This is a genomic window from Armatimonas sp., assembly GCF_964826245.1.
The window spans coordinates 1-13240 of the sequence record NZ_CBAYMC010000119.1 but is presented as its reverse complement, the minus strand read 5'-3'; the positions used below and the strand labels follow the sequence as shown (position 1 = coordinate 13240).

The window sequence follows — 13240 nt, the reverse complement described above, 5'->3', positions numbered from 1 at the left end:
TTCCGAGCCGGTCGCTACTCCCCTTCGTTGCCTATTTATACGCAACAACGAAGCTATGCGTTCCCTGTTTCACGAAATATTTTTCTCACAACTTCAAGACAAGCCCCATGCTCAGATAGTCGAGGCGAGCAAAGTTGTAGACACGCTCGTTGTCCGCACCGCCCTCCAGGGTTCGAGCGCCTAAAGTCAGGTCGGTTTTAGGGGAGAGGCGGTGCGCTAAAAATAGCCCCACATCAAAGGCACGCCCCTGTGGCGCGGCGAGGCCATCGGCATCGAGCAGGAGCTTCCAGCGCTCACTGAGCTTGCGCTCACCGCTGAGATGAATCAGCGGCACCACTCCCAGATTCGACGATGCCGCACGAGTGGTGCCTTGTTGTAGCGCAATCTGAGCATCACGAACCTTGAGTGTCCCTCCCACGCGCCAGATCTCTTTTTCCGTCTTGCGCACGGTTGACGCATAACTGAGGCGGTAGGAGTTAAACTCATAGCGGCCCGTGGTCGGTGTCGCGGCGGCAAATGTCGTGTTCTGAAAGCGCACGGGGGCGGCAAACTGCCCCGTCCCTGAGTAGCCCAGTGGTGCCACCACCAGGCGCAGGGTGTGGTTGGCATTAAGAGGGCTTAGCACGGTAACACGGCCATAGCCAAAGCTCCCTTTGCCGATCAGATCGCGCAGGGAGAACTTTGTCCCCGTGTCGCCAAAGATGCGCGCACTGTTGTAGGGCTGGCGCACGGTGCCCAGCTCTAGATGAATACTGGTTGTCTGAGGAAAATCCATAGTTCTCTAACCCCTTTCCCTGGGTATAGTTCCGTGAAATAGGCCGTTTGGCCCATGACTGGGGCTCCGGCTCTATGGTACCAAGAGACAATCATTATGCTACGCAGCCACGAAGACGACGAACTCAACGCACGACAAAACGCCACCACGGAGCGCTCTGCCGCCGCGATGCTCGATAAAGAGACCGAACGGGAGCTCTACGCACTCTACAAAGCGCACTTCGCCCGCGCCGATGCGGAGCGCCTGTGGAACCCATGGAGCTCGGTGGTCTGGCCAACAGGGGCAGAAGCCGAGACAAGTGCGCCCAGCACCGCGCTGATAGAGGCGACCCTGGCACTCTGGCGGGATGCGACCCTTCTGCCTGACTACGCAGCGATCAACCAGAACTTGCTACGCGCCAGCCGGGGCCGTGCGTGGTTCTGGACCCACTGGACCTACGAGAAAAGCAAGCACCTCGTGGCATTTCTGGAGTGGCTCCAGCGGCGGGGTGGCTGGGACGAAGCCGCGCTGAGCCGTGCCGCAGACGAGCTTCTGACCCAGTACCGCTGGGAGCCACCGTGCGACGAAGCCACGGGAATCTGTGTAGACGCACTTCTTTACGAGCTCAGCCAGCTAGAGAAGCTAGAGAGGCTAAAGACACAGGCGCACGCTGAGGGCGAGAGCACTCTGGCCGAGCTGGTAACCTGGATTATCCGCGACACCCAAGCCCAGCGTGACTACCTAGCGGAGGCGCTCCGCACTATCGGTAGCCACTACCCCGAGCGCCTTACCGAAGCACTCAACACCGTCGCCGCCAGCCATGAAGCCCCCGAGCTGGCGACAGCACTAGCGGCCTATCTTCAGTAGACTACTGCCCCTGCGCAAGAGCATAGCCGGGGACGCCGTCGAACTGACAGAGGTTCTCCATCTTGATGAAGTCTAGCCCGGCCATGTCCATCGCGGTGAGGAGTCCTAGAATATCACCGTGGACGATGGTCTTGGTGCCGATGGGAAGAAACCGACAGCGCCAGTGGTCAATGCAGGATGTCTCCGCGAAGCCTCCTGGCCAGACTTTAACGCCTCGGTTGGTGATCAGCGCCAGTCTCATGCGGGCTGGCCCCAGTTTTTGGAGCCGCATCGCAAGCTCCTCAGGGCAGGTGCCGCGCCAGTGGAGAAAGATATCTACCCCCACCAGCTCTTTTCGGGCACAGGGGCGTGGGAGAGTCGCAACAGCCGCGCTGGGTAGCTCCTGGCTCTCTTCCGGCATGCTGTAGCAAGCAGAAGGCAACAACAAGGGCACCTCCCCGAGATTGGCGATCACAGCATCGGCGAAGGCTTGGGTTCCCACAAGCACCTGGCTGGTCTCGGCGCGGAAGATATCGGCGGTGTGAATCCCCTCTTCTAGTGTCTTAAGCCACGCGTTCTGCACCAGTGTGGCATGATCTGGCAGCCCAAGATGCACCAGCATCTGGACAGCGGCCATCAGGAGCCCCGAAGGATTGGCGATGTCTTGACCGGCAATATCAGGTGCACTGCCATGAATCGCCTCAAAGAGCGCTCCGTGCTCCCCAATATTAGCCGAGCCCGCCAGCCCCACAGAGCCCGCGATCTGGGCCGCGATATCGGAGATAATGTCGCCGTAGAGGTTGCTGGTGACGATCACATCGAAGCGCTCGGGCGTGTCGGCGATCCGCGCAGCACCGATATCAATGATCATGTGCTCGGTCTGGATATCTAAGTACTCCAGTGAAATCTCTTCAAAGACTTGGCGAAAAAGCCCATCGGTGAGCTTCATGATATTGTCTTTGGTCATGCAGGTCACTTTAGAGCGGTTGTTTTTTCGCGCGTACTCAAAGGCATAGCGCACGATTTTTTCACAGCCCGGTCGGGAGATCAGCTTGAGGCACTGCACCACATCATCGGTCTGTCGGTGCTCAATTCCCGCATAGAGATCTTCTTCGTTCTCACGGACTATCACCATGTCCAGCTTAGGGTGCCGGGTGACGACAAACGGAGCGTAGGCGATACAAGGCCGGACGTTGGCATAGAGCCCCAACGACTTACGAAGCGTCACATTGACACTCTTGTAGCCTCCCCCTTGCGGCGTCGTCAGAGGAGATTTGAGCAAAACCCGTGTCTGACGAATCGTCTCCCAAGCCTCTGGCGCAATCCCAGAGCTATGCCCACTCTCGTAGACTTGCTTCCCCAGCACCACAGGCGACCACTCAATCGGTGCCTGGGCCGCAGCCAGGATTTTCTGCACGGCTCCCATGATCTCCGGGCCAATCCCATCACCCTCTGCAAACGCCACCACTCGCTTTTCCATAACAAACCTCCAGAGATCAACATATCACGAAATATAAAACATGACAATATCTTCGTAATATTTTTTCATGACTAAGATATAATTGCCTTCTATGACAGGAGAAACAAGCTGGACATTCCTCACCAACCACTCCCATGTGCTGATCTGTCTTTCACAAGATAGTGAGGTACGCCTTCGGGATGTGGCAATCAAGGTAGGAATCACGGAGCGCGCGGTGCAACGTATTGTGGCGGAGCTGGAAGAAGGTGGCGTGGTAACACGGCACCGGGAGGGACGGCGTAATCGCTACGAGATCCACCCCGAGATTAAGCTAAGGCACGAGATCGAAGCCCACCGCAGCGTCGCGGAGATTATTGCCTTAGGCGAGAAATCAGAGAAGTAAGTGCTAGAGTGCGCCTTTGGCTCGTAGGAGTTTCTCCGCTCGTGCATGGCCATGTTGCTGCGCCGCCTTCAGCGGCGTAGAGCCATCGGCTTGCGTCGCGTTCGGGTTCACTCTCATCTTTACCCACCACGGCAGAGTAGGATCACTCTTAAGCTTGCTACCTCACCAATTTTATAACCGACCCCCTTCTGGTAAGCTCACATTGAATGAACTATAATACTGCTCGTGAGTGAAAGTAGCATTTTGATTAGCATCGTGATTCCCACACGACACCGCAACGATCTTCTGAGGATATGTCTGGATCAGCTCGCCCCAGGTGTCCAGACACTATCGAAAGATCAATATGAGGTAATCGTCACTGATGATGGTAGGGAGTCTACCGCGGAAGCCTTATTGAAAGAGCACTACCCCTGGGTTCGCTGGGTGGCAGGTCCACGAAAAGGCCCAGGCGCAAATCGAAACTCAGGTGTGCAGCACGCGCACGGCGAGTGGATCGCCTTCACCGATGACGACTGCATCCCCAAACCCAGTTGGCTCGAAGGCTATGCCAACGCACTCAAGCCTGATACTCTCGTCTACGAGGGACAGACCATCTGCGAAGAAGAGTACTGCCCTCTCACCCACGAAACTCCAGTGAATAAGACTGGCGGTAATCTCTGGTCGTGCAATGTTCTAATTCAGCGTCGCCTCTTCCTTGAACTGGGTGGCTTTGATACCAATTTCCCCTATGCAACTAGCGAGGATACTGATTTCCGGGAGCGTCTTCACCATAAGAACATCTCTCATCCCTTCATTCCGACTGCCATTGTGGAGCACCCGCCACGACCCAAACGTACCGGAATTATGTGTGGGCGTTTTGATGAGTGTAAAGCACTCATCTTCTATAAGGCAGGCAATCGTGGGATCTTTACCCCACGTCTCATCAGACAGATCTTAGTCACCTGGTTTTATGCATATCAGCGCTGGGGACGACTTTCCAAGGAGGTTTTCACCTCGCTCGTTGCTCTCGTGCAAGAACTCGCCTATGTGACGATTCATGGGCCACGCTGGAGTCGTAAGTACTACTTAAAATACAAAGATCAGCCCCCTAGCTATCACTACCGAGAGCTCTAAAGACCTCTAAAAGGCCCCTTTGGCTCGCAGGAGTTTCTCCACTTGTGCATGGCCGTGTTGCTGCGCCGCCTTCAGCGGCGTAGAGCCATCGGCTTGCGTCGCGTTCGGGTTCGCTTTTGCATTGAGCAAGAGCGCTACAATCGGCGCTACGACGGACTCATCTTTACCCGCCACGGCGGAGTGGAGTGGCGTCACCTGCATCGCGTTCTTGCTCACGGCATTTGGATCCGCCTTCTCTTCCAGCAAGAGCTTGGCGCAGTAGTGATGCCCAAACAACGCGGCTAAGTGCAGTGCCGTAAAGCCATCGAGTGAATACTCAAAAGCCCGATCCCGGTGCAAGTGCAACAGCACAGACACATCGCGAATCCGCCCTAGCGCTGCCGCCTCAAAGATCGAGAGCGTCTCGTGTCGAAGCTCGCCCATCGCCTCCGCAAGCGTCTTGCGTCCGTGGTAGAGCGCCAGAAGCGAGACAGGCGTGCCATCCACACCTTTTACATCTGCAAGCGACGGATTCACAGCTAGCGCCGCTTGTGCTGCGGCTTCACCACCCGTCGTAGCAGCTTTGAGAAACTCAGATTCAGTCATTGGTATTCTTACAGTAAGCTCATGAAGACAAAGTGGCAGGCACTGGCGACGAGCACCATCACGTGCCAGAGATCATGGTAGTGGAAGATTTTGCCAGGCTTGGGCAACGGGTACTTGACACAGATCCCAGCTCCCAGGGAGTAGATCACCCCTCCCGCCACCAGCCAAGTGAGCTGCGCGACGGTAAGAAGCTTGACGATGGGGACGATGGCGATCAGAAAGCACCAGCCCATGAGAATAAAAAGGAGCCCCTGAACCCAGTGCGGAGCGCGGCGCTGGGTGGCCCAGTCCACGACAATTCCGACAACTGCCAGCCCCCAGATAATCCCAAAGAGTGTCCAGCCCCAGCTGCCACGCAGGGGTAGCAGGCAGAGTGGGGTGTAGGTGCCCGCAATCAGCAAGTAGATGCCCGTACGATCCAAACCATAGAGCACGTCCTGTGCCTTCTCCGAGACCAGCAGGCTGTGGTAGAGCGCACTCCCCGTGAAGAGCAAGATCAGGGTCGCACCATAGATTGCAAACGCCGTGGTACGCCACGGCTCCCCCCGCGACCAGACCAACAAAAGCACCAGCGCCACGATCCCCAGCAAGGCCCCGATGCCGTGCGAGAGAGCGGAAAACGGGTGCTTTATCTTCTTCACAAGGATAACATATCTCTACTAACGCAGCAGATCTCTCAGCCACACAAAGAGATCAAAACGACCCCCCCGTGCGGTCTGAGTTGCTTTTGGTTTAGGCGGTGCCGGTGGCTGGCCTAGTGTCGGCTCGTCTAAAAAGCTACGGCGGTAGGCGAGCTCGGTGACAATGGGCTTCTCGTACTTGGCAACATCGGTGAGGTTGGTGAGCTTGTTGGCGATCATGGTCTTGGCAATCACGTCCACAAACGGACGAATATTGCCCGTGTTGATCTTGCGGTCAAGCAGTGTCGCCAAGCCCGCCTCACTCTTGACGACATCACCCACTTTTCCAGTAAGCTTGGTGCCATCGGCGAGCGTGACGGTGATCGGGTCGTTCTCCGGCCAGTATGAGGCTTTTGCCTGCTTGATCTGTGCCACTCGATACGCCGCGCTACGACGGCCCGCGCGCTGCCAGATAGCCGTGAGGCGCTTGTCTTCGATAATTTTATCCACGGCCTCTTTGCCCGAGAGCTCCGCGCCGGTCGCTGGGTCAACCACGGTCAGGGTACGGTCGGCTTGAATGTCCAGGCCGAACTGCCGGAAGTCCTGCTGAAACGCCGCCGGGTTCTCTTTCTTCTCCAGCGCCAGCGCCTTACAGAGATCCTGCTCCCCACTGCCATCGGCCATGGTCACAAACTGGATAAAGCCCACCGAGACATAGCCCGTGTCGTAGGTCTGGGTGGTCTCAAAGCCGCCTTCCAGAGCACTGACCTGCGAGAAACACTTGCGCTCTGTCGGGGAGAAACCTGCTTCGTTGAAGAGGACACTCAGCTCGTTCTCGGGAATGTCTTTGACGCGTTTACCGTACGAGACAACCCCTCGCGCAAACCGGTAGTAGGCGAAGCGGTCTTTGTCAAAGCGGACATTGTCGCGGTAGACATACGGCTCGTCGTTTTCGTCGAAGCGTACCGTGTACTGAAGCGGCGTGACGGCGCTCTGAAACGCCGCGGGCGGGTTGCCGACCGCGCTGAGCAGTGCTGCGGGAGCCGAGCCCGGATACGGCGGGGGAGTCGCTTGTGTTGGAAGAGGCGAAGGGCCTTTGGGAGCAACAGCAACTTGAGTCGTTCCATTAGCGGCATCGGCGAGCTTCTGAGCCTGGAACTTGTCCCAGGCGATCTTGGCCTCGATCCAGCTCTCCCACTCAGGTACACCTCCCTTGACGACCTGGCTGGGCGGAATCTTCTTGCCCCCCGCGACGGCACGCTGGTAGGCTAAAAACCAGATCGAGCCCTCGGGGGTGAGCCGCACTGTCCAGGGCCCAGGCTTGCCCGGTGCCACAGGAGCCACCTCAACCGTGTAGCGCCCTGGGGCGTTCCAGAACTCCACCAGCGCCTTGCGCTCCATCTCCGTAAAGAGAGGGAGTGGCTGTGCCGCCTGGGTCTTGTGCACGAGAGCGCCACCAAGTGTCGCGGCAGTTAAAACAAGGGAAATCGGGATTATGGGTCGCATAACAGTCCTCCAGTATACCGTAATTATGCGTAGTTGAGTTCCCGATCTGTAGCGATCTGCAACCTTTACCCGCCTCCCGTGCCGGAGAGAGTGAAGATTTTTCACCATGCGTCTTCTTCTGATCCCCTCAGTGGCTCGCATTTGTCGCATCTCCTGTGGCTGTGCCAGCGAGAGTAGCCGCGCCCACGAGTCCACATCAAAGACAACAGCGCCAAAGTTAAAGAATGGCATGTCTGGAAAATACGCACTCAGCCACCCCGAGCGCATGGTCGGTGAGCTACGGGGTGTGGCGTTTGGGGAGGGGGTTGAGAAAAGCGCATCACAAACTAAGTAGTCAGGGAGCCACTGGCAGCGATGCGTGGGGCGCTCTTTCCAAAATCCGCCTGAGAGAGCGCCTTGAGTACAGCAACCGCACGCTTCTTCGGGTCGGGCTGCGGCCCACCGGGCGAGCGCTGCACCATCGGATGAATCTGGCCACTGATAAACTTCCCCGTATCGTCGAGTGTGGCGCTGAGAATGCAGGTCAAGCCCATCGGGCCGCCTAGGCTCATACGACCATACGTCGCAAAGTTGCCCAGCGAGTAGGCAATCAGATGCCCTTTGTAGAGCTCCAGTCCCCGCAGCACATGCGGCCCATGCCCGATCACCAGACACGCTCCAGCATCGATCACCGCGTGCGCGAACTTTCGGAGCTCGCCGCGTGACTCGCCGTAGAAGCTCTCGCCGCCTTTGGGGACGTGTTGATATGCGGCGCCTTCGGCTCCCCCGTGAAACGAGACAACAACCCGTGGGCTTTGTTTTCGTGCCTGCGCCACCAGCCTCCGGGCAGTGGCAATGTCGTTGAGATTGGGCGAGACTTGGTTGGTGGCAAAGCCCAGAAACGCCACGCCTTTGACCACGACGGCGGTGCTAGCAGAGCCCGCCGCCGCGATCCCTAGCCGCTTGAGCGTGCCCAGAGTCTGACTTCGGCCTATCGCCTGAAAGTCACTGGCATGGTTGTTGGCCACCGAGAGCACATCAAAGCCCGCCTCTTTGAGCCACTGGCCATAACGTGTTGGCGTGCGGAAAGCGTAGCTGTGCGCGGCGTTGGCCTTGCCCGGTGTCACGGTGCCCCCATCGCAGAGTGGGCCTTCTAAGTTCCCAAAGGCGATATCAGCGGCTTTAAGCGGCGCGGCGGCGGGCAGTAGAATATTCTTGCGGGGCAGCTTCGGCGACGGCCAGTCGCTTCCCAGCATGATGTCTCCTACAGCGGCAATGGTCAGGGGCATAATATTTTCACTAGTTTCCTGGCTCGACTGGTTGTTCTCCCGACGTAGCTCCCAGCGCACCCACACCGGCACTGAGCTTTTCAGCGCGAGCCTGGCCGAAAGAGCGCGGTCTTATCATCGGCGAGCAAGTTCGGGCTACAGCGGCGTCAGATCCGTGACCATGACACTATACTCGTCGTCGGCGAGGATCTTGCTTGAGTCTATGTAGAAGCTACTTGGCCAGCCATCGCCCGTGAGGTCCATGTCTACCTGCTCCGCCTTGCTCTCCAGTGCCGTCTCCAGTGTGTCCAGCAGTTTCTCCACGGTGTCATAAGCCTTCAGGTACTCGGGTGCGTCCGTCGCCACTCCGTTTTGCACCGTGATCGTCACCGGGCGGGTGTACTCCTCAGGGCAGAAACATACTTTTCGCACCGTAAATTTATAGGAACGCAGGTTCTTCGCCGACCAGCTTGTCCGAGCCCGCTGCAGCTCTTTTTCCTGAGTCGTCTGCGCCACATTGCCACCACAGCCAGCGAACAAAACGAAAACCCCTAAACACACTATCTTCCGCATCATGCTCTTTCAGATATGCAAAAGTGACTTTACCTTCACCGAAAGTACGGAACTCTTGAACGCCGTAGTGAGTTAAGGTATCCTGAACCAACTCACGATAGTATTGGAGTTTTTCTATGATCTCTTCTCGACGGCGCTTCTGTGCGCTTCTCTCTCTTGGTGTTCTCTTTGCGGGCTGTGCCCAGCAAGAGCCTGCCAAAGACCCAGCCGCCCCAGCAGCCTCACCTACCGCCGCTTCAGGAGAGGCGATTGCGGCGCTGAAGATCGGGCTGATCACCCCCGGCAAGATCAACGACAAGGGCTGGAGCCAGCTTGCCAGTGACAGTGTGGAGAAGATCAAGGGCGAGATTCCGGGCACGGAGACGGTTCCCGCGATTGAAGACCCGGGCCAAGCGGGTGTGGCGAGTGCCGCAAGAGACTTGGCCAAAAAGGGCTGTAATTTAATCTTCTTCCACGCCTCCGAGTACGACGATGCCGCGGCAAGTGTCGCCAAGGAGTTCCCCAAGGCGTTCTTTGTCGTCGTTGGGGGCCGCACGACGGCAGCTAACCTCACCCCGATCCAGTTCAAGGCGGGTGAGGCGACGTATCTAGCGGGAATGCTCGCAGGCGGGATGACCAAGACGGGGAAAGTCGCTTGTGTAGGCGGCAGTGAGATCCCCATTGTGAAAGAAGCGTTTGCCTCGTTTGAGAAAGGCGTCAAAGCCGCCAAGGCAGACGCGGAAGTCAAGATTGTCTTTACCGGCAGCGGCGATGATATTGCCAAGGCCAAGCAACAGTCCCAAGCGCTCCTAGACGGTGGCGTGGACGTGCTCCACCACAATGCCAACGCGGCTGGCCAAGGCGTCGCGCAGGCTGTCACGGACAAGGCCGATGCGATGTTTATCGGGGCCAATGCGCCGCAAGACGACCTAGCCACTCCCAAGAACCTCGGCTCGTTCTTAGTGGACGCGCAAGCCGCCTACCTGCTCGCCGCCAAGGCCATCAAAGACGGCAAAGCGACGGGCGCGTTTAGCTACGGCCTGAAAGAGAAAGTGGTCGGGCTGCACTACAACGACAAGTTCGCTGGAAAAGTCCCCGACGAGCTAAAAGCCAAGATCACCGCCGCCGAGGCCGATCTTATCGCCGGTAAGGTTGCGCCGTAGAGTGCCCTCCTCCCCCTGCCCCTCCTCCCAATCCTGGGAGGAGGGGAGAGTTTTATTGGAAGCCCGCGCACTCACCCGGCGCTTTGGCAGCTTCACGGCACTCGACTCGGTGAACTTCGACCTGCGTGCAGGCGAGATCCATGCCGTGCTCGGTGAGAACGGCGCGGGCAAGTCCACTCTCATGAACATCCTCTCGGGCCTCCTGAGACCGACTGAGGGCGAGCTTTTGCTGGACGATGTGCCCGTGCGCTTCACTTCCCCCGCCGACGCGAGTGCTCAGGGAATTGGGATGGTACACCAGCACTTTCTGCTTGTCCCCCCGCTCTCTGTCGCCGAGAACTTGCTCCTGTCTGCTGACAAGGCCAAGGGCGGCCCGCTCTCCTGGCCGATTAAAGACGTGCTGACGGAGACAAAAGCCCTCGCCGAGAAGCTGGGCTGGAGCCTCCCCTGGGATGCGCTCGCCGGGAGCCTGCCGGTGGGGACGCAGCAGCGTATCGAGATCTTAAAAGCCCTACGCGGCGAAACCAAAATCCTAATCTTTGACGAGCCCACTGCCGTCCTCACCCCCACCGAGACCCCCGAGCTCTTTGCCACGCTCCGCCAGCTCGCCGCCGAGGGCAAGGGAATCGTCTTTATTTCGCACAAGCTCGATGAAGTTCTCGCTCTCTCCGAGCGCGTCACCGTTCTGCGGCGCGGGAAAGTCGTCGCAAGTTTACTCACGTCGGAGTGTGATGCCGGAGTGCTTGCGGAAGCGATGGTGGGCAGCCAGCCCCCCCAGCCCCTTTCCCAAACCCATACCCCCGGCCCCCTTCCCTCGACAAAGGAAGGGGGAGAGGTAATTTCTATCCAGAACCTCACCTGGGGCAAGCTTCAAAACATCTCGTTTACGGTCGCCCCCGGCGAGATTCTTGGATTTGCGGGCGTGGATGGCAACGGTCAGACCGAGCTTGCAGACTGCCTCTCGGGGATGGCAAAGCCGCAGAGCGGCGAGATTCGGGTAGAGGGAGTCGCGCTTATCCCCACTCCCAAAGCGGTGCGTGATGCCCGGATTGGGGTGATCCCAGCGGATCGTCAGAAGCGCGGCCTGGCGCTCTCGATGACCATCACCGAGAACCTCACGCTTGGTGTACAAGAGAGTACAGGCTTTCGTCGTGGGCCGTTTCTCGATGCCAGGGCGCTGCGCAACCGTGCCGAGCAGCTGATCCAGCGCTTCGACATTCGCGCCGAAGGCCCCGACGCAAAAGCCAGCAGTCTCTCGGGGGGGAACCAGCAAAAAGTCGTGATCGCACGGGCACTGGCAGGCGAGCCCAAGGTGGTGATCGCCGTGAACCCGACGCGTGGCCTTGATGTCGGGGCGATTTCTTACGTGCACAGAGCCCTTCGTGAGGCGCAGGCGTCCGGGGCGGCGATCTTGCTGATCTCCACCGAGCTAGACGAAGTGCTCACGCTCTCAGATCGTGTGGCGGTGCTCTTTGACGGCAAGCTCATGGGCATTGTCTCGCCACAGACCCCGCGTGAGGAGCTGGGCCGCCTGATGGGAGGCGCGGCGTGAAGCTCGTGGCCTGCATTTTTGGGGGCCTCTTACTGCTCGCAGCGGTAATAATGGCGGCGAAAGCCTCCCCGATTGCGGTGGCCCTGGCGCTGTTTCGCGGGGCGTTTGGCTCCAAAGATAGCCTCGCCAACACGCTGGTTCAGACCACACCGCTCTTGCTCACGGGCCTGGGGGTCGGGCTGGCGTTTAAGGGGAAGCTCTTCAATATCGGGGCCGAGGGACAGTTTCTTTTAGGCGCGGTCTTTGCGATCTGGGCCGGGACGCAGAAGCTCCCGGCTCCGCTTCTCTTGCCCCTCGCGCTAGCTGCGGGCGCACTGGGTGGGGCGCTCTGGGCGGGGCTGGCGGCGGCTTTGAAGCTCTGGCGCGGGGTGCAGGAAGTTCTCTCGACGCTGCTACTGAACTTTGTGGCGATCCAGCTCGTGGCCTGGATGGTACGCGGGCCGCTGCAAGAGGCTGTCAAGCAGTACCCTCAGTCCGATAAGCTCGCCATCTCCAGCCGTCTAGCGTTTCTCTGGCCGGGGACACAGCTTCATCAGGGCTTTCTGATCGCACTGGTTCTTGCGGTTCTTATCTGGGCCTATCTTGCCAAGACAGCCTCAGGATTTGCCCTGCGTGCCGTGGGCGCGGGGGCAGAGGCCGCTGAGGCGGCGGGAATCTCGGTGGCCAAGACCACTTGGGGGACATTTCTGCTCTCGGGAGCCCTCTCGGGGCTGGCGGGGGCGATCCAAATCTGTGGCGTGACCTACTTTCTGGCTGACCCGTACTCCAAGGGCTACGGCTACACCGCCATTGCCGTTGCTCTGCTCGCCAATCTCTCGCCGCTCTGGACGATTCTCACCGCGCTGTTCTTCGGGGCGCTTACAGCAGGCGCGACAGAAGTGCAGAGCGCAGGCGTCTCGTCGGTGGTGATTCAAGTGCTCCAAGCGGTCACGCTTCTCACCGTGCTCGCCTACGGCTGGCTGAGGGAGCGCGGACGATGAGCGCCTCCCCCCTAACCCCCGCCCAGCGGGGGGACAACAATGAATCCGATTCCTTGGATTTCCCCCGCGCAGCGGGGGTTAGGGGGGAAAAATGATCCTCCAGACGCTCACGTTTGCGACGCCGGTTCTGCTGGCAGCGCTTGGCGCGGTGTTTGCGGAGCGGGCGGGTGTGGTCAATATTGGGCTAGAGGGCCTGCTTCTGGTCGGGGCACTGGTCGCGGTGCTGGTCACAGCGGCGACAGGTCAGCCGTATCTGGGGGTCTTGGCCGCCGCACTGGCTTCCATGGCGCTGGCGGGTGTTTTTGCCGTTTTTGCGATTGCCCTGAAGCGCGATCAGGTGATTGTCGGCACCACGATAAACTTTCTAGCCCTGGGCGCAACGGGCGTTTTCTACCGAGCTCTCAAGATCTCCGGGGAGGTCAAGACGCTCCCTGTGCTCTTTGGCGACAGCTCCACGGCG

The 13240-nt window shown here is 59.0% G+C and carries 14 protein-coding genes; 7 read left to right on the top strand and 7 right to left on the bottom strand.

The genetic code is table 11. The annotated features are described in order from the left end of the window. Positions 1-85: 85 nt before the first annotated feature. Positions 86-775: a hypothetical protein gene (locus AC1XOS_RS12595; RefSeq protein WP_481962573.1), complete on the bottom strand. Its 690-nt coding sequence runs from the start codon at positions 773-775 to the stop codon at positions 86-88. A gap of 96 nt (positions 776-871) precedes the next feature. Here AC1XOS_RS12595 and AC1XOS_RS12590 point away from each other — a divergent pair, with 96 nt between their 5' ends. Further along, positions 872-1621 carry a hypothetical protein gene (locus AC1XOS_RS12590; protein ID WP_481962572.1) on the top strand — a complete coding sequence of 250 codons (750 nt, stop codon included), beginning with the start codon at positions 872-874 and terminating at the stop codon, positions 1619-1621. Between the two features lies 1 nt (position 1622). On the opposite strand, the gene AC1XOS_RS12585 is transcribed toward AC1XOS_RS12590, so the two are convergent. Next, on the bottom strand, positions 1623-3080 hold the full coding sequence (locus tag AC1XOS_RS12585) for an NADP-dependent isocitrate dehydrogenase (protein WP_481962571.1): 1458 nt from the start codon (positions 3078-3080) through the stop codon (positions 1623-1625). A gap of 91 nt (positions 3081-3171) precedes the next feature. On the opposite strand from AC1XOS_RS12585, the gene AC1XOS_RS12580 reads away from it, so the two are divergent. Further along, positions 3172-3462 (top strand): helix-turn-helix transcriptional regulator, encoded by a 291-nt coding sequence (locus AC1XOS_RS12580; protein WP_481962570.1) that lies wholly within the window; start codon positions 3172-3174, stop codon positions 3460-3462. Between the two features lie 225 nt (positions 3463-3687). Continuing rightward, positions 3688-4575, top strand: a complete 888-nt coding sequence (locus AC1XOS_RS12575) for a glycosyltransferase family 2 protein (protein ID WP_481962569.1) — start codon at positions 3688-3690, stop codon at positions 4573-4575. 6 nt (positions 4576-4581) lie between these two features. Here the strand turns inward: AC1XOS_RS12575 and AC1XOS_RS12570 are convergent, their stop codons facing one another. The 5 genes from AC1XOS_RS12570 to AC1XOS_RS12550 form a co-directional block, all read right to left on the bottom strand. Then, positions 4582-5160 (bottom strand): ankyrin repeat domain-containing protein, encoded by a 579-nt coding sequence (locus AC1XOS_RS12570; protein ID WP_481962568.1) that lies wholly within the window; start codon positions 5158-5160, stop codon positions 4582-4584. Positions 5161-5168: 8 nt separating this feature from the next. Then, positions 5169-5801 carry a PAQR family membrane homeostasis protein TrhA gene (trhA, locus tag AC1XOS_RS12565; protein ID WP_481962567.1) on the bottom strand — a complete coding sequence of 211 codons (633 nt, stop codon included), beginning with the start codon at positions 5799-5801 and terminating at the stop codon, positions 5169-5171. Positions 5802-5819: 18 nt separating this feature from the next. Then, positions 5820-7286 (bottom strand): hypothetical protein, encoded by a 1467-nt coding sequence (locus tag AC1XOS_RS12560; RefSeq protein ID WP_481962566.1) that lies wholly within the window; start codon positions 7284-7286, stop codon positions 5820-5822. Positions 7287-7612: 326 nt separating this feature from the next. Continuing rightward, entirely contained in the window at positions 7613-8554 is a 942-nt protein-coding gene (locus AC1XOS_RS12555) for a CapA family protein (protein WP_481962565.1), read from the bottom strand. 135 nt (positions 8555-8689) lie between these two features. After that, entirely contained in the window at positions 8690-9109 is a 420-nt protein-coding gene (locus AC1XOS_RS12550; RefSeq protein WP_481962564.1) for a DUF6174 domain-containing protein, read from the bottom strand. A gap of 113 nt (positions 9110-9222) precedes the next feature. On the opposite strand from AC1XOS_RS12550, the gene AC1XOS_RS12545 reads away from it, so the two are divergent. From AC1XOS_RS12545 to AC1XOS_RS12530, 4 genes are all read left to right on the top strand, one after another. After that, the gene (locus tag AC1XOS_RS12545) at positions 9223-10248 is read left to right on the top strand and encodes a BMP family lipoprotein (protein ID WP_481962563.1); all 1026 of its coding nucleotides are present in this window, start codon (positions 9223-9225) and stop codon (positions 10246-10248) included. Positions 10249-10303: 55 nt separating this feature from the next. Beyond that, on the top strand, positions 10304-11800 hold the full coding sequence (locus AC1XOS_RS12540; protein ID WP_481962562.1) for an ABC transporter ATP-binding protein: 1497 nt from the start codon (positions 10304-10306) through the stop codon (positions 11798-11800). Further along, positions 11797-12780: an ABC transporter permease gene (locus AC1XOS_RS12535; protein ID WP_481962561.1), complete on the top strand. Its 984-nt coding sequence runs from the start codon at positions 11797-11799 to the stop codon at positions 12778-12780. The genes AC1XOS_RS12540 and AC1XOS_RS12535 overlap by 4 nt, the downstream gene beginning before the upstream one ends. Before the next feature lie 91 nt (positions 12781-12871). Further along, positions 12872-13240, top strand: a 369-nt coding sequence (locus AC1XOS_RS12530; RefSeq protein WP_481962560.1) for an ABC transporter permease subunit, incomplete at its 3' end; no start/stop codon positions are given.

Coding starts and splice junctions, on each gene's coding strand:
- AC1XOS_RS12590 (WP_481962572.1), top strand. CDS start 872: ATGCTACGCAGCCACGAAGACGACGAACTCAACGCACGACAAAACGCC.
- AC1XOS_RS12560 (WP_481962566.1), bottom strand. CDS start 7,286: ATGCGACCCATAATCCCGATTTCCCTTGTTTTAACTGCCGCGACACTT.
- AC1XOS_RS12595 (WP_481962573.1), bottom strand. CDS start 775: ATGGATTTTCCTCAGACAACCAGTATTCATCTAGAGCTGGGCACCGTG.
- AC1XOS_RS12585 (WP_481962571.1), bottom strand. CDS start 3,080: ATGGAAAAGCGAGTGGTGGCGTTTGCAGAGGGTGATGGGATTGGCCCG.
- AC1XOS_RS12570 (WP_481962568.1), bottom strand. CDS start 5,160: ATGACTGAATCTGAGTTTCTCAAAGCTGCTACGACGGGTGGTGAAGCC.
- AC1XOS_RS12580 (WP_481962570.1), top strand. CDS start 3,172: ATGACAGGAGAAACAAGCTGGACATTCCTCACCAACCACTCCCATGTG.
- AC1XOS_RS12550 (WP_481962564.1), bottom strand. CDS start 9,109: ATGATGCGGAAGATAGTGTGTTTAGGGGTTTTCGTTTTGTTCGCTGGC.
- AC1XOS_RS12545 (WP_481962563.1), top strand. CDS start 9,223: ATGATCTCTTCTCGACGGCGCTTCTGTGCGCTTCTCTCTCTTGGTGTT.
- AC1XOS_RS12555 (WP_481962565.1), bottom strand. CDS start 8,554: ATGCCCCTGACCATTGCCGCTGTAGGAGACATCATGCTGGGAAGCGAC.